Genomic DNA, 15,601 nt, shown 5'->3' on the forward strand with positions numbered 1-15,601 from the left:
GTTAAGCCCTGAATGCCTTTAACCCTCTTTAACAGCTCCTCCGGGAGCTGTTCTTATATATTCACTCAGAAAATCGATAAATGCCCGAATACGCGTACTCACGGCACGATCGCTGTAATAGACGGCGCTGAACGGCATCTCTACCGGCAGGCGTTTATCGGCCATCAGCTCCACCAGTTCACCTCGCGCAATTTCCCGATCAATCATGTAGTCCGACAGGCAGGCAATGCCGTTTCCGCTGAGGCAGAGTTGTTTAAGCGTTTCGCCGCTGTTTGACGAAATTCCACAGTCAATCTCGTGAAGTTGCCCATCGCTACAGGCGATAGGCCAGGTGTTGAGGGATACGGGTTCGGCGAAGCCCAGGCACAGGTGTGCTTTTAGCTCTTCCACTGTTTCCGGCTTCCCGTATCGTTCAAGATAATCCGGCGAGGCAATAATCTTCCTATAGCTATTAAAGAGCGGTCGGGCGCGGAGACTGGAATCCGTCAATGTGCCTGCACGGATTGCAATATCCACTTTTCTCTCGATCAAATTGATAAAGGTTTCAGAGGAAACAAGAGAAAGCGTAATTTCCGGATAACGTTCGCGGAAAGGCTTTATCAACGGCATCAGAAAATGCAGCATCACCGGCGTGGCGGCATCGATACGGAGCACCCCGCGTGGAGTGCTGCGTGTCTCCATGATTTCCGTTTCTGCCGCCGCCATCTCCTGCAACAAAGACTGGACGCGGCGAAAATAGCGTTCACCTTCTTCTGTCAGGCTGAGCTGCCGGGTTGTGCGGTTGAGTAAACTCACGCCAAGCTTCATTTCCAGCTTTTTAACTGCCCGGCTAACCGCTGAGTTTGCCTGACCTAACTGTTCTGCCGCCCGGCTGAAACTTCCGCTTTCTACCACTGAAACAAAAATGGCGAGTTCTTCTGAAGTTGCTTTCATTTTTGCACCCGAAGCAAAATTGTATTGAGATTTTGGATATTTTTGTTATTAAACCATCCCGGCATACTGCGTGTCATCCGAATACTGATGATATGGAGCGATTTATGCCTCTCGCGTTATTTGCGCTGACAATAAGTGCCTTTGCTATTGGCACAACCGAATTTGTGATTGTAGGCCTGGTGCCGACAATTGCCGAACAGCTGGCCATTTCTCTGCCTTCAGCGGGGATGTTGGTTTCCATCTATGCTCTCGGCGTGGCGATTGGCGCGCCAGTACTGACGGCATTGACTGGACGTCTGCCGCGTAAGCCGTTGTTGGTTGCGCTGATGGTCCTGTTCACGGCGGGCAACCTGCTGGCATGGCAGGCTCCTGGCTATATGACGCTGATTGCGGCCCGTTTACTGACCGGTCTGGCTCATGGCGTGTTCTTCTCGATTGGCTCCACCATTGCCACCAGTCTGGTAGCAAAAGAAAAAGCGGCTTCTGCCATTGCAATCATGTTTGGTGGTCTGACGGTTGCTCTGGTGACCGGGGTTCCTCTGGGGACGTTCATCGGTCAGTATTTTGGCTGGCGCGAAACCTTTCTGGCCGTTTCTGTGTTGGGCGTGATTGCGCTGATCAGCAGTCAGTGGCTCATTCCGGCGAACATTCCGGGACGCGCCGCGGCGACGCTGCGTGACCAGTTGAGTGTCTTAACGCATCCACGCTTGTTGATCATCTATGCGATCACGGCATTGGGCTACGGCGGCGTCTTTACCGCATTTACCTTTCTGGCGCCGATGATGCAGGATCTGGCGGGTTTCTCGCCTGCCGCAGTGAGTTGGATCTTATTAGGCTATGGCGTATCCGTCGCGGTAGGTAACATCTGGGGCGGAAAACTGGCGGATAAACATGGGGCGGTGCCTGCGCTGAAGTTTATTTTCGCCACACTGTTTGTACTGTTGCTCGTCTTTCAGTTTACCGCCACAATGCAGTACGCCGCGCTGGCAACGGTACTGGTGATGGGGATCTTTGCTTTCGGCAATGTACCGGGTTTGCAGGTCTATGTGGTGCAAAAAGCCGAACAATTTACGCCCAATGCGGTAGATGTGGCATCCGGCCTCAACATCGCGGCTTTTAACATCGGGATTGCGATCGGTTCTGTTGTCGGCGGACAGACGGTGGAGCACTTCGGCCTGGCGCAAACACCGTGGATTGGGGCATTGATTGTGTTGGGAGCCTTCCTGTTGATGGGGATTAGTGGTCGACTGGATAAACCCGCACGCGTAGCCGTGCTGGGTTAAGTACTTGAAGTATGTGTGTGCTTACAAAACAATCTGCAATTGGTCGTTGAAAGTGTGAGCTAAAATCCCTATAACAGAAGAACCAGTCCGGCACCGGGCTGGTTGACGTTACAGAGGTTTGAAAGTCAAAAGTGCGAAAAAACACCTATGCCATGCGCTATGTTGCCGGACAACCCGCTGAGCGGATTTTGCCGCCCGGGTCATTTTCGAGCATCGGCCAGGCATTACCCGCCGGGGCGCCGTTAAGCAGTGAAGATCGGATCCGTATCCTGGTGTGGAATATCTTTAAGCAGCAGCGAGCGGAATGGCTTTCGGTGCTGAAGAATTTTGGCAAAGATGCGCACCTGGTGTTGTTACAGGAAGCGCAAACGACGCCGGAGCTGGTGAAGTTTGCGACGGCGAATTACCTGGCGGCCGATCAGGTGCCGGCATTTGTTCTGCCACAGCATCCGTCAGGGGTGATGACGCTCTCATCCGCGCATCCCGTATACTGTTGCCCACTTCGTGAGCGAGAGCCTATCCTGCGCCTGGCAAAATCGGCGCTGGTTACCGTCTATCCGTTGCCCGATACGCGACTGTTGATGGTCGTTAATATCCATGCGGTTAACTTTAGTCTGGGGGTCGATGTGTATAGTAAGCAGTTACTTCCAATCGGTGACCAGATTGCGCATCACAGTGGCCCGGTGATTATGGCCGGAGATTTTAATGCCTGGAGTCGACGCCGCATGAATGCGCTGTATCGCTTCGCGCGCGAAATGTCGTTGCGACAGGTTCGTTTTACTGACGATCAGCGCCGTCGCGCGTTTGGTCGCCCCCTGGATTTTGTCTTTTATCGTGGTCTGAACGTCAGTGAGGCTTCAGTACTGGTCACACGCGCATCCGATCACAATCCGCTACTCGTTGAATTCAGTCCCGGCAAACCTGTGCAGTAAGGTGTGTCAGGTCTGCCGTTGGGGCAGACCTGTAGTGGTGCTGCCCTTTATCTTGCAAACAACCAAAGGACAGCATAATGACAACACACTCCCACCACGATAACGTCGAAAAGCAGTTTGGCTCCCAGGCGAATGCCTATTTAACCAGTGCCGTGCATGCAACCGGTCGCGACTTGCAGCGTCTGGCTGAGCGTCTGTCTGCGTTCCCTCATGCCAGCGTACTGGATATGGGCTGTGGTGCCGGGCATGCAAGCTTTATCGCCGCGCAGAATGTGAAACAAGTGGTGGCTTACGATTTATCTTCGCAGATGCTTGACGTTGTGGCGCAGGCGGCAAAAGAGAAGGGATTAGCCAACATCACCACCAGGCAGGGCTATGCCGAAAGCCTGCCGTTTGAGGATGCTGTCTTTGACGTTGTTATCAGTCGTTATTCCGCGCATCACTGGCATGATGTGGGCAGAGCGCTGCGCGAAGTTAATCGGGTATTAAAACCGGGCGGTGTCCTGATTATTATGGATGTCATGTCCCCAGGGCATCCGGTCCGCGATATCTGGTTACAGACGGTGGAGGCATTGCGCGACACCTCGCACGTTCGCAACTATTCCAGCGGCGAATGGCTGGCGCTGATGAATGATGCAAACCTGATTGTTGATTCGTTGATAACCGACCGTTTGCCGCTGGAGTTTAGTTCATGGGTGACGAGAATGCGCACGCCCGCTGAACTGGTAGATGCGATTCGTCTGTATCAGGTAAGCGCCTCTGCGGAGGTGAAAGCTTACTTCGCTTTACAGGACGAGGGATCGTTTACCAGCGATACCATCATGGCCGAAGCGCACAAAGCGGCATAAAGAAAAAAGGCACCGGGGGAAATCGGTGCCTTTTAATATTGTGAGCTATCAGGAGTCTGGCGTATTGTTGTTTTTCACAAACAACGTCAGTTGATCGCCGGGCTTCAGATTGTCCGTATCGTTGTTCCAGCGCATGACATCTTTGATGTTAACGCCGTGACGTTTAGCAATGCTCGAAAGCGAATCGCCCTTACGTACACGATAGGTAATGCTGTCGCTGTTTTTAGCCAGTTGCTGTGCACTGTTACCGGCACCCACCGTCAGACTTTGGCCCACTTTCAGCGTTGAACCACGCAGCTTATTCCACTGCTGCAGATCCTTCGTGCTCACGCCGAGACGTGAAGCAATGCCTGAAAGCGTATCGCCAGAGCGAACGGTGTAACTACGACTGTTCAGCGGGGTGTTATCAGCCACCAGAGTGGACTGTACGGCAGCAATTTCGCCAGAGGCCAGAGATTCACGCAGTTTCTCTGCATGCTTCTTTGGTACCATTACGTATTGCGGACCGCTTGCGCCCAGCGTGGAGCCTTTCACACCAGCATTAAAGGTCTTCAGCTTGCTGACGGGAATCCCCGCCATATCGGCAACCTGCGCCATTTCAACCGGACTGCTTAAACGAACACGCGCCAGTGCACGACTTTCGTCTGTGGTTGGCAGACGTACGCCATAACGTTTGCTGTTCTTGAGAATATCACTCAGGGCCAGCATTTTTGGCACGTACAGCTTCGTTTCCTGAGGCAACGGCAACGACCAGAAGTCGGTGGATTTCCCACGCGCTTTGTTCGTTTTAATCGCCTTCATGACCCGACCTTCACCGCTATTATAAGCCGCAACGGTCAGCAGCCAGTCGCCGTCAAACATTTTGTTCAGACGTTGCATCATGTCGAGCGCTGCGGTTGTGGAAGCCACCACATCGCGACGCGCGTCATAACTGCGGGTCTGTTTTAAACCATAATTGCGCCCCGTGCTCGGAATGATCTGCCAGATGCCTGCGGCATTGGCGCCAGACGTCGCATGAGGATCAAAAGCGCTCTCCACTATGGGTAGTAGTACCAGTTCCATTGGCATGTTACGTTTCTTAACTTGCCCGGCTATCCAGTACATATACGGCTCTGCCCGTAAAGTTACATCGTGGAGATAGCTCTTATTGCGTAAATACTTCTGTTTTTGTTCGCGAATCCGGTCGTTTTCCGGAATTCCCATCTTTAGCTCGTCGCCAATGAAAGCCCACAAGTCTTGATCCGGCGCGAGGGACGTCCCATCGTCCATCCATCGTGCCTGACTCGTAAACTTTCCTGCTTCCCCTTGACCAGCTGCAGAAAGGCTCTGTGCGTGCTGTTGGACATTACCGGCGTTTTGAGACGACTGGCAACCCACGAGCAGGACAGAGGCGAGTAAGATCGCTTTTGCCTTCATGTGTGTGTCAATAGTTGCTTAAAAGACGACCGATCATAACGGCGAAGTTTTGAAAAGGCAACCTGCAATTATCAGAAGCTGTCTTTCTTTGACCTTAACCAGGCAAATCGCTCTTCAGGGTGTTGCAATATTGTTTCTTTGTTAATTTCATTAATTAAATCAATATATTCTGTTCTCAAAAAAATATTATTTTTCCGCTCATTTTTCAGAATAACGGGGAGTGTCATTTGTTTTTTTACCCGTAACTCATTAACTTTACGATAATAATCATTTATGAACGAATCGTGCGGCAGAATGCTCAGGGCAAACTTCATATTTGCTAAAGTATATTCATGGGCGCAACAAATAAGCGTATCGTCTGGAAGTCCGGATATTGTTTTAAGCGATTGATACATCTGACTCGCTGTGCCTTCGAACAGGCGTCCACAACCTCCCGAAAACAGCGTATCTCCGCAGAAAAGATAAGGATGGCTAAAGTAACAGATATGTCCTAAAGTGTGACCGGGTGTAGCAAATATACTAAATTCATGCCCCAAAATGAGGGCGGAATCGCCATCTTCGACTATATGAGTGACCCCCTTATCTTGTGTCTCTGCTGGTCCGTAAACCACTAGTTTAGGAAAGTTCTGTACCAGTTCTTTCACGCCACCCACATGGTCCTGATGATGATGAGTGAGTAGAATAGCCTCTGGCTGCCACTGGTTTTCGGCAATCGCCTTTAACACCGGCGCGGCGTCGCCCGGGTCCACGATCAGACAACGTCCTTCATCATTACTCAGAACCCAGATGTAATTGTCCTGAAACGCCGGAATACTGTTAAGATTCATAAATTACCTCTCTGTCTATGCATAACGGATGGTTGTGATGAAACCGGCAAGGAACCCTCAAACAGTCGTAGCACCCGATCGCTGGAGCGATTTGCCCTGGGGAGAGTACTATCGTGAGGCGCTGGAAAAACAGCTTAACCCGTGGTTTGCAAAAATGTATGGTTTTCACCTGCTTAAGGTGGGCAATTTAAGTGCAGAAATCAACTCGGAAGCCTGTGCGGTTTCGCATCAGGTTAACGTTTCTGCCAAAGGCTCGCCGGTTCAGGTTCAGGCCGATCCGCTTCATCTCCCTTTTGCCGATAAATCGGTCGATGTCTGTCTGCTGGCGCACACGCTACCCTGGTGCGCCGATCCCCACCGCTTGTTACGTGAAGCCGATCGGGTACTTATTGATGATGGCTGGCTGGTACTGAGCGGATTCAACCCGGTGAGCCTGATGGGGCTGCGCAAGCTGGTGCCGGTGCTGCGTAAATCATCGCCTTATAATAGTCGTATGTTTACGCTGATGCGCCAACTGGACTGGCTGTCGCTACTGAATTTTGAAGTGCTGCACTACAGCCGTTTTCACGTCCTGCCGTGGAAAAAGCAAGGAGGAAAGATGTTGAGTGCACACCTTCCTGCGCTGGGCTGTATGCAGATGATTGTGGCGCGTAAGCGAACGATTCCGCTTACGCTCAATCCGATGAAACAGAACAAGGCGAAAGCGCGCATACCGCAGGCCGTTGGCGCGACCCGGCAATATCGCAAGCCGGACGTTTAAGCTTCGGACTGATAACCAACGTCTTCCTGAGTAGGATTCATGGCGGCGGCACGGGCAAGCTCATCGCAACGCTCGTTTTCTGGATGACCGGCATGGCCTTTTACCCACTCCCATTTGATCTGATGCTGCCCGAGGGCGGCATCAAGACGCTTCCAGAGATCGACATTTTTTACCGGTTTTTTGTCGGCAGTTTTCCAGCCGCGTTTTTTCCAGTTATGAATCCATTGGGTGATCCCCTGGCGCACATACTGACTGTCAGTGCTCAAAATGACTTCACAATGTTCTTTCAGGGCTTCCAGGGCGACGATCGCCGCCATCAGCTCCATGCGATTATTGGTCGTGAGGATATAGCCCTCATTAAAGGTTTTTTCGCGCCCGCGATAGCGTAAAATTGCCCCGTAACCGCCCGGACCTGGATTGCCCAGGCACGAACCGTCGGTGAAAATTTCTACCTGTTTAAGCATCTCTGGTAGACTTCCTGTAATTGAATCGAACCGTAAAACGACAAGTCTGACATAAATGACCGCTATGAGCACTGCAATTACACGACAGATCGTCCTCGATACCGAAACCACCGGTATGAACCAGATCGGCGCGCACTACGAAGGGCACAAGATCATTGAGATCGGTGCTGTAGAGGTGGTGAACCGCCGTCTGACGGGGAATAACTTCCATGTCTATCTGAAGCCTGATCGGCTGGTGGATCCGGAAGCGTTCGGCGTCCACGGAATTGCGGATGAGTTCCTGCTGGACAAGCCGACATTTGCCGAGGTGGCGGATGAATTTCTCGATTATATCCGCGGGGCGGAACTGGTCATTCATAACGCGTCGTTTGATATCGGCTTTATGGACTACGAGTTCAGCAAGCTCAACCGCGATATCCCGAAAACCAATACCTTCTGTAAAGTCACCGATAGTCTGGCGCTGGCGAGGAAGATGTTCCCTGGCAAGCGTAATAGCCTGGATGCATTGTGCTCGCGTTATGAGATAGACAACAGCAAGCGTACGCTGCACGGCGCATTGCTCGATGCCCAGATTCTGGCTGATGTTTATCTGATGATGACCGGCGGTCAGACGACGATGGCGTTTTCGATGGAAGGGGAAACTCAGCAGCAGGGCAATACGGGGATCCAGCGGCTTGTACGTCAGGCCAGCAGGCTACGCGTCGTTTTCGCCACCGATGAGGAAGTGGCGGCCCATGAATCGCGCCTCGACCTGGTGGAAAAGAAAGGGGGAAGTTGCCTCTGGCGGGCGTAGAAAGTCGGCAAATGAGTTAAAAACCGCCGCTCGGGTGATTTTTAGAGCAAACGATTAAAAACGTGAGAAAAAGCGTTGACGAGGTGTGTGGCAATCCGTAATATGCGCTTCGTTCCCAAGCGGAACACATCGCGGAGCGGTAGTTCAGTTGGTTAGAATACCTGCCTGTCACGCAGGGGGTCGCGGGTTCGAGTCCCGTCCGTTCCGCCACTATTCAGGAAGCCTGAGTCAGTAATGATTCAGGCTTTCGTCGTTTTTATCTCGTCAAAAAATCAGCGCAGAATAAACGGGTCGGCATCCTGCCAGGCCGGAAACGTCTCCCGATACGCTTTCAGCGCACTCAAAGAAAGTTCCGCGTCAATGCGAGTAGCCTGATGGGCTTCCGCTGTCGCAATGATTTCGCCCTGTGGACTGATAACCCGACTGTCGCCACGATAGTGATGCCCGTTGCCGTCGGTGCCGACGCGGTTACATCCAGCCACCCAGACCTGATTTTCAATCGCGCGAGCCGCCAGCAACGTCTGCCAGTGCTGAGAACGAGGCGCCGGCCAGTTGGCGACATACAGCGCCAGATCATAATCATTCAAATTGCGTGACCATACCGGAAACCGCAGGTCATAACAGACCTGCGGGAGAATGCGCCACCCGCGCCATTCCACGATCACGCGGCGGTTGCCTGGCTGGTAATGATGATGTTCGTCAGCCATTCGAAACAGGTGGCGTTTATCATAAAAGTGCACGTTACCTTCTGGCTCGACCAGTAAAAAACGGTTCACCGCGCCACGTTCTGTCTGAAGCGCGGCGCTACCGGCAATCAGAGCGTTTGTTCGCTGCGCCTGTTTTTGCATCCATGAAATCACCTCCTCCTGAGTGGGCGCTTCTCTGGCAGCCTCCATCGCAAACCCCGTGGTGAACATTTCGGGTAAGACGATGAGATCGCGCCCCATTACCGGTTCCAGTAAAAGGTCAAAGTGACGCAAATTGGCGGGTCCATCCATCCAGACCAGCGGTTGTTGCAGCAGCGTAATTTTCAAACCAGGCACGGTAGGGTCTCCTTGTTGAACAGCATTCTGACACTGTAGCACGTGATTTCAGGAAACGCGGATGATAAAAAGCCCCGCCGAAGCGAGGCTAAAAGGTCATGCGTAAGCGTTACGCGGCTTCGACTTTACGCACTTTCTCTGGCAGCTTTACCGGCTTTGTCGCCAGCTCCTCGGGTTCAAAATCGTCCACATTGATGCTGCGCAGTCGGCTTTCTTCCGCTTTGACCAGAATCGCCGCTTCGTCTTTATCAATGAGCCCTTTGGCCAGCGCATTTTGCGCCAGTTCATCCAGACGGGTGAACGGCAGGTTTTTGCCAATCTCTTTGCAAATACGCTGATGAATAGGGTCGGCGGCCATCACATCCAGCAGCGCTTCTTCCAGTAATCCCACCGGGTTATGCTCGCTCGGCGTCAGATACTGTCCACGGCCGATACGGTCACGGGTGGCGCTCGGTACCTGCAATATCTTCGCGACTTTATGATCCAGCTTATCGGAAGGGGCCAGGTAGTGACGACCGGTCGGGAAGATCACCACGTTCAGCAGGCCAGCCACCAGGCGGTTCGGAAAGTTCTGCAGCAGATCGTCGATTGCCTGTTCCGCTTTATACAGTGCATCCTGCACACCCCAGTGAACCAGCGGCAGGTCCGCTTCATGACGGCCTTCGTCGTCGTAACGTTTCAGAACCGCAGAGGCCAGATACAGCTGGCTCAGTACATCTCCCAGACGAGCAGATATGCGCTCGCGGCGTTTGAGACTTCCGCCCAGCACAGCCATCGACACGTCAGAGAGTAGCGCCAGGTTCGCGCTCAGGCGGTTAAGATGCTGATAATAACGCTTCGTCGCATCGCGGGTGGGCGTTTGGCTGGTTAAACCACGCGTCAGACCCAACCAGAAGCTGCGCACTTTGTTGCTGCCGACGTGGCCGATATGTTTAAACAGGAGTTTGTCGAACGCATTCACATCGTTATTCTGTGCGGCCGCCATCTCTTCGAGGACATACGGATGGCAGCGAATTGCCCCCTGACCGAAGATCATCATGCTACGGGTCAGAATGTTCGCGCCTTCCACGGTGATGGCGATCGGCGCGCCCTGATAGGCCCGCGCCAGGAAATTACCTTCGCCCAGCATAATGCCCTTGCCACCGGTGATATCCATCGCGTCAATAATTGACTGCTGACCACGATGAGTACAGTGATACTTGACGATTGCCGACAGCACTGCCGGTTTCTCACCGAGCATAATACCGTAGGTGATGAGGGACGCAGCGGCATCCATCACGTAGGCGTTACCGGCAATGCGTGCCAGCGGTTCTTCAATCCCTTCCATTTTACCGATAGAGATTTTGAACTGACGACGAATGTGGGCATAAGCACCGGTAGCCATCGCAACGGATTTTACGCCGCCGGTCGAGTTAGACGGCAGGGTAATCCCGCGGCCCACCGACAGACATTCCACCAGCATACGCCAGCCCTGACCGGCCATTTTCGGGCCGCCGATGATGTAATCGATCGGAACAAATACATCATTACCGCGAGTCGGACCGTTCTGGAACGGGACGTTCAGCGGGAAGTGACGACGACCAATTTCCACGCCCGGCGTCGAGGTTGGGATTAACGCGCAGGTGATCCCCAGTTCTTCTTCGCCGCCCAGCAGCTTATCCGGGTCAGAAAGTTTAAATGCCAGTCCCAGGACGGTGGCGATAGGCGCGAGGGTGATGTAACGCTTGTTCCAGGTCAAACGCATCCCCAGCACCTGCTGGCCTTGCCATTCGCCCATACAAACAATACCGGTATCCGGAATGGCACCCGCATCAGAACCCGCTTCCGGGCTGGTCAGCGCAAAGCAAGGGATCTCCTGACCACGCGCCAGACGAGGCAGGTAATGGTCTTTCTGCTCTTGTGTACCGTAATGTTGCAGCAGCTCGCCTGGGCCTAAGGAGTTCGGCACGCCCACGGTAATCGCCAGGATCCCGGAGACGCCTGAGAGTTTTTGCAGCACGCGAGACTGGGCGTAAGCGGAGAATTCCAGCCCGCCGTACTCTTTCTTAATGATCATCGCGAAGAAGCGATGTTCTTTCAAAAACGCCCACAGTTCCGGCGGGAGATCGGCCAGCTCGTGAGTGATCTGGAAGTCGTTCGCCATGCGGCACGCTTCTTCCACCGGGCCGTCGATGAACGCCTGCTCTTCGGCGGTCAGACGCGGCTGCGGATAGTTATGCAGTTTTTTCCAGTCCGGATTGCCCTGAAACAGATCGCCTTCCCACCAGGTGGTACCGGCATCAATCGCTTCTTTCTCCGTACGTGACATCGGCGGCATCACCTTACGGAAGCCACGGAACACCGGCGCGGAGATCATTGATTTACGCATCGGCGTCACATTGAACGGGACGAGGAGAATGGCCAGCGGAACCAGCAGCCAGATATTCCACAGTCCGGCCACGCCAAGCGCGGCCGTCCATGCGAGCAGAATCAGGCTGCTGAGGAACAGGCTCACGCGGTGATAAAACAGCGCGCCGAGCAGAACAATCGTAGCGAGAATACTCAAAATCATCATAACGAAAAGCTCCCTTGCTTGTAGGAGGTCTGACCACTTGTGATGATATGGTTGTAGTGGATGTGAATTCTTTTAGCAATGTGTTTACAAAATAATTACAACAAAGCTCACATTGTTGCCGATTTCTGCGGCACGAAAAATCAAAAGCCGTCGCCATTGATGTGGCTTATGCTTCTCGCTGCCAGTGCTATCCGGTACACTGCATCCTGTCATTTACATTCATGCTGAAGGATATCCTCATGTACCAGGATCTTATTCGTAACGAACTGAACGAAGCGGCGGAAACGCTGGCGAATTTTTTAAAAGATGATGCCAATATTCACGCCATTCAGCGCGCGGCGGTCCTGCTGGCAGACAGTTTTAAAGCAGGAGGTAAGGTACTGTCCTGCGGTAACGGCGGCTCTCATTGTGACGCCATGCACTTTGCCGAAGAACTGACCGGGCGTTATCGCGAAAACCGTCCGGGCTATCCGGCCATTGCGATTTCCGACGTTAGCCACATCTCCTGCGTCAGCAATGATTTCGGTTACGACTACGTCTTTTCCCGTTATGTGGAAGCGGTAGGGCGCGAAGGCGATGTGCTGTTAGGCATCTCAACCTCCGGCAATTCGGGTAACGTGATCAAAGCCATCGCCGCGGCACGCGAGAAGGGAATGAAGGTCATCACCCTGACCGGTAAAGACGGCGGCAAAATGGCCGGTACTGCCGATATCGAAATCCGCGTTCCGCATTTCGGCTATGCTGACCGTATTCAGGAAATTCATATTAAAGTGATTCATATCCTGATTCAGTTGATCGAAAAAGAGATGGTTAAGTAAGTCTTCGCCGGGGGTTTTGCGCCCCCGCAGTTGTGGGGGTGATGTATGTGCGAACTGCTCGGGATGAGCGCCAATGTGCCTACCGATATCTGCTTTAGTTTTACCGGGCTGGTTCAGCGTGGAGGGGGAACCGGACCGCACAAAGACGGCTGGGGCATCACCTTCTATGAAGGCAAAGGCTGCCGGACGTTCAAAGATCCGCAACCCAGCTTTAACTCCCCCATCGCCAGACTGGTACAGGACTACCCGATCAAATCCTGTTCCGTGATTGCCCATATTCGCCAAGCGAACCGGGGCGAAGTGGCGCTGGAGAACACCCATCCCTTCACGCGTGAACTGTGGGGCCGCCACTGGACCTACGCGCACAATGGTCAGCTTTCGGGCTATAAAACGCTGGAAACCGGCAATTTTCGCCCGGTGGGTGAAACCGACAGCGAAAAGGCATTCTGCTGGTTGCTGCACAAACTCACTCAGCGCTACCCGCGCACGCCTGGCAACATGACGGCGGTGTTCAGGTATATCGCAACGCTGGCGGGCGTACTGCGTGAGAAAGGGGTCTTTAACATGCTGTTGTCTGACGGGCGCTATGTGATGGCATTCTGCTCGACGAATCTGTTCTGGATCACGCGCCGTGCACCGTTTGGCGTCGCCACGTTGCTCGATCAGGATGTGGAGATAGATTTTCAGAAAGAGACCACACCGAACGATGTGGTCACCGTCATTGCCACGCAACCACTGACAGGCAACGAAACCTGGCAAAAGATTATGCCAGGCGAGTGGGCGTTATTTTGTCTCGGGGAGCGTGTAGTTTGACGCCAGCTGCGGCTGAACCACTTCATGACTCAACGGTTTGCTGACGACATAGCGGCCATCGACAACCGACACGGTCGGTGGCTTGCGGGTCTGCTCGAAATAATCGTATCCCGGTTTTAACTGCGACCAGAACTCTTTGTAATACGAATACTTGTGACGCTGCATATTGGCATCGGTCATGCGGAAGGGATAAATACTGACCTGCACACTCGACTGACCAAAGACCAACGCACCGGTGACAAACTGGAAAATCTCATCAATGCCGCTGTCGGTCATGGCGTAACAGCCAACCGAGACGCAGGCACCGTGAATCATCAGATATTTGCCTTCATAACCATGAGCACGGTCATAGGCGTTGGGGAAGCCAATATTAATGGCTTTATAAAAGCGGCTGTCAGGTTTGAGCTGGCTACGCTGGACGTTATAAAAACCTTCAGGACTTTTAAAATCGCCCTGGCGTTGTTTTGGACCTAATCCGCCGGAGTAATTACAAATTTTGTAGCTGTCGAGAAGTTGATACTGTTCGCCCATCTTGACGTAGAGATCGAGCGTGCGCTCTTCCTTGAAGATCTGAATATAGACCGGCGATCCCATCAATTGTTGCTTATACTCTTTGCTGATGGGGGTTGTGGAGCTATTGCTACTCAGCAAGCCGGCGAATGACACGCACGGGATCAAAAGCATCGCAATAAATAATGCGATTTTACGCATACTGCTTGTTCCTTGATAAAACGATTGCACACGCCAGAACGGCAAAAATAAGATCCCCAAATCGGACTAATCTGGATTTGGAACGCTCACATTAACACCACGACAGTTTTTCGCAAGCCCCTCGTGGTGCGTTTACAATTTATACAGAACGTTAGCGACACTGGCTGTCAGAACCGGCCCGATTTTGTCCATTTCCGCAGAACGGATGTCAGGCTCGTTGCCAGGGGCCTGGCGGATACAATTCACTGATAATAAACCATTAATTTTTTAATTATTGATTATTAAGCCTGGTCAGTTCCTCGCCTGGTTAAACTGTCGCCTCACTGTTTATTTAGGTTATGTTTTTTTATGTTTTTATCAGGTGCTCCGCGCGCCATTCTGCCGGGGCTACTCTCGTTATGTCTCCTTTATTCACCGTTATCTGCAGCCGTCTCTTCACATCAGACGTTTAGCTATGCCGCGACGTTGCGGATGCATAACCGTGAACGTCTGCTCAGTAAATATCAGGCGAAGCGCAGAAGGCAGGCGCATTACATTGTTTCCGGAACCCCGCAGAGCAAGAGAGCGTTGCGCCAGCACAACCGTGAGTTGCTTGAACAGCATCCAGAATGGTTCCCGGGGCCGCTGCGCGCGGACAACCACCGCTGGCAGGAACTGGCAGAAAATAAGGCGTTCCTCACTAGCGACCATTTGCAGAACATCACGGAAGTGGCGATTCATCGCCTTGAGGCGCAACTGGGGAAACCGTACGTATGGGGAGGCGTCAATCCGGATCGCGGATTCGACTGTAGTGGGCTGGTTTTCTACGCCTACAATAAAATCCTGGCGGCCAAATTACCGCGCACGGCAAATGAAATGTATCATTACCGTCGGGCAACCATTGTCGCTAACCGTGACCTGCGCCGTGGCGATCTGCTGTTCTTCCATATACACAGTCAGGATATCGCCGACCATATGGGCGTTTATCTGGGGGATGGACAGTTTATCCAGTCCCCGCGTACGGGCGAAACCATCCGGGTGAGCCAATTGACCGATCCGTTCTGGCAGGATCACTTCCTCGGCGCACGCCGGATCCTCAAGGAAAATACCATCATCTAACAGGCAAGCAGCAGCAGGATGATGAAGACAAGCATCATCGTGCCTGCCAGCAACAGATCGACGGGTTCGATGAGCGCGACGTGCGCGGGCATCGCGTCATCTGTTGATTGCGTTTCATTATGTTGTTGCAACTCTTGCTGGCGCACAAACTCCCGGTATGTGCGCCAGTACAATCTGGCGTCATCATGCTGAGCGTCGTTTTCTGAAGGGGATGGGATATTCTGTTGAATGGTCACTCATCAATCCTTTAACTTGAGCAGGCATTTGAAATGCAACCTCCTTGTCGCGTCATCTTTATAAAGCGGCAG

16 protein-coding genes and 1 tRNA gene are annotated in these 15,601 nt (G+C 52.8%); 9 read left to right on the plus strand and 8 right to left on the minus strand.

Annotated elements, in window-relative coordinates; all coding sequences use genetic code 11:
- Window positions 1–18: 18 nt before the first annotated feature.
- Window positions 19–933, minus strand: a complete 915-nt coding sequence (yafC, locus tag HVZ37_RS05010; RefSeq protein ID WP_090050897.1) for a DNA-binding transcriptional regulator YafC — start codon at window positions 931–933, stop codon at window positions 19–21.
- A gap of 104 nt (window positions 934–1,037) precedes the next feature.
- Between yafC and HVZ37_RS05015 the strand changes: the two genes are divergently transcribed.
- The 3 genes from HVZ37_RS05015 (at window position 1,038) to HVZ37_RS05025 (ending at window position 3,996) form a co-directional block, all read left to right on the plus strand.
- Entirely contained in the window at window positions 1,038–2,216 is a 1,179-nt protein-coding gene (locus HVZ37_RS05015) for an MFS transporter (protein WP_181628161.1), read from the plus strand.
- A gap of 131 nt (window positions 2,217–2,347) precedes the next feature.
- On the plus strand, window positions 2,348–3,148 hold the full coding sequence (locus HVZ37_RS05020) for an endonuclease/exonuclease/phosphatase family protein (RefSeq protein WP_042997839.1): 801 nt from the start codon (window positions 2,348–2,350) through the stop codon (window positions 3,146–3,148).
- 77 nt (window positions 3,149–3,225) lie between these two features.
- The gene (locus HVZ37_RS05025) at window positions 3,226–3,996 is read left to right on the plus strand and encodes a class I SAM-dependent methyltransferase (RefSeq protein ID WP_054177343.1); all 771 of its coding nucleotides are present in this window, start codon (window positions 3,226–3,228) and stop codon (window positions 3,994–3,996) included.
- Between the two features lie 48 nt (window positions 3,997–4,044).
- Here the strand turns inward: HVZ37_RS05025 and mltD are convergent, their stop codons facing one another.
- Together mltD and gloB are read right to left on the minus strand one after the other, a co-directional pair.
- The gene (gene mltD / locus HVZ37_RS05030) at window positions 4,045–5,412 is read right to left on the minus strand and encodes a murein transglycosylase D (RefSeq protein ID WP_042997837.1); all 1,368 of its coding nucleotides are present in this window, start codon (window positions 5,410–5,412) and stop codon (window positions 4,045–4,047) included.
- A gap of 71 nt (window positions 5,413–5,483) precedes the next feature.
- Window positions 5,484–6,239 carry a hydroxyacylglutathione hydrolase gene (gloB, locus tag HVZ37_RS05035; protein WP_181628162.1) on the minus strand — a complete coding sequence of 252 codons (756 nt, stop codon included), beginning with the start codon at window positions 6,237–6,239 and terminating at the stop codon, window positions 5,484–5,486.
- A gap of 37 nt (window positions 6,240–6,276) precedes the next feature.
- Here gloB and HVZ37_RS05040 point away from each other — a divergent pair, with 37 nt between their 5' ends.
- The gene (locus HVZ37_RS05040) at window positions 6,277–6,999 is read left to right on the plus strand and encodes a class I SAM-dependent methyltransferase (RefSeq protein WP_044265108.1); all 723 of its coding nucleotides are present in this window, start codon (window positions 6,277–6,279) and stop codon (window positions 6,997–6,999) included.
- On the opposite strand, the gene rnhA is transcribed toward HVZ37_RS05040, so the two are convergent.
- Window positions 6,996–7,463: a ribonuclease HI gene (gene rnhA / locus HVZ37_RS05045; protein ID WP_181628163.1), complete on the minus strand. Its 468-nt coding sequence runs from the start codon at window positions 7,461–7,463 to the stop codon at window positions 6,996–6,998. The genes HVZ37_RS05040 and rnhA overlap by 4 nt on opposite strands.
- A 64-nt stretch (window positions 7,464–7,527) precedes the next feature.
- Between rnhA and dnaQ the strand changes: the two genes are divergently transcribed.
- Window positions 7,528–8,256 carry a DNA polymerase III subunit epsilon gene (gene dnaQ, locus HVZ37_RS05050; RefSeq protein ID WP_044258800.1) on the plus strand — a complete coding sequence of 243 codons (729 nt, stop codon included), beginning with the start codon at window positions 7,528–7,530 and terminating at the stop codon, window positions 8,254–8,256.
- Between the two features lie 133 nt (window positions 8,257–8,389).
- Window positions 8,390–8,466, plus strand: a tRNA-Asp gene (locus tag HVZ37_RS05055).
- Window positions 8,467–8,528: 62 nt separating this feature from the next.
- On the opposite strand, the gene HVZ37_RS05060 is transcribed toward HVZ37_RS05055, so the two are convergent.
- Entirely contained in the window at window positions 8,529–9,299 is a 771-nt protein-coding gene (locus tag HVZ37_RS05060; protein WP_061070498.1) for an amidohydrolase, read from the minus strand.
- Between the two features lie 109 nt (window positions 9,300–9,408).
- Window positions 9,409–11,853: an acyl-CoA dehydrogenase FadE gene (gene fadE, locus HVZ37_RS05065; RefSeq protein ID WP_042997831.1), complete on the minus strand. Its 2,445-nt coding sequence runs from the start codon at window positions 11,851–11,853 to the stop codon at window positions 9,409–9,411.
- 239 nt (window positions 11,854–12,092) lie between these two features.
- On the opposite strand from fadE, the gene lpcA reads away from it, so the two are divergent.
- Together lpcA and HVZ37_RS05075 are read left to right on the plus strand one after the other, a co-directional pair.
- Window positions 12,093–12,671, plus strand: a complete 579-nt coding sequence (gene lpcA / locus HVZ37_RS05070) for a D-sedoheptulose 7-phosphate isomerase (RefSeq protein WP_028017728.1) — start codon at window positions 12,093–12,095, stop codon at window positions 12,669–12,671.
- A 45-nt stretch (window positions 12,672–12,716) separates the two neighbouring features.
- On the plus strand, window positions 12,717–13,484 hold the full coding sequence (locus HVZ37_RS05075; protein ID WP_044258806.1) for a class II glutamine amidotransferase: 768 nt from the start codon (window positions 12,717–12,719) through the stop codon (window positions 13,482–13,484).
- Here the strand turns inward: HVZ37_RS05075 and dpaA are convergent.
- On the minus strand, window positions 13,455–14,195 hold the full coding sequence (gene dpaA, locus HVZ37_RS05080; RefSeq protein ID WP_042997828.1) for a peptidoglycan meso-diaminopimelic acid protein amidase: 741 nt from the start codon (window positions 14,193–14,195) through the stop codon (window positions 13,455–13,457). The two genes, HVZ37_RS05075 and dpaA, sit on opposite strands and share 30 nt — an antisense overlap.
- A gap of 348 nt (window positions 14,196–14,543) precedes the next feature.
- Between dpaA and HVZ37_RS05085 the strand changes: the two genes are divergently transcribed.
- Window positions 14,544–15,293 carry a C40 family peptidase gene (locus HVZ37_RS05085; RefSeq protein WP_071888436.1) on the plus strand — a complete coding sequence of 250 codons (750 nt, stop codon included), beginning with the start codon at window positions 14,544–14,546 and terminating at the stop codon, window positions 15,291–15,293.
- On the opposite strand, the gene HVZ37_RS05090 is transcribed toward HVZ37_RS05085, so the two are convergent.
- Window positions 15,290–15,529, minus strand: a complete 240-nt coding sequence (locus HVZ37_RS05090) for a hypothetical protein (RefSeq protein WP_042997826.1) — start codon at window positions 15,527–15,529, stop codon at window positions 15,290–15,292. The two genes, HVZ37_RS05085 and HVZ37_RS05090, sit on opposite strands and share 4 nt — an antisense overlap.
- Window positions 15,530–15,601 lie beyond the last annotated feature (72 nt).

Source organism: Citrobacter sp. RHB35-C17, from assembly GCF_013816795.1.
Classification (GTDB): Bacteria; Pseudomonadota; Gammaproteobacteria; order Enterobacterales; family Enterobacteriaceae; genus Citrobacter_A; species Citrobacter_A amalonaticus.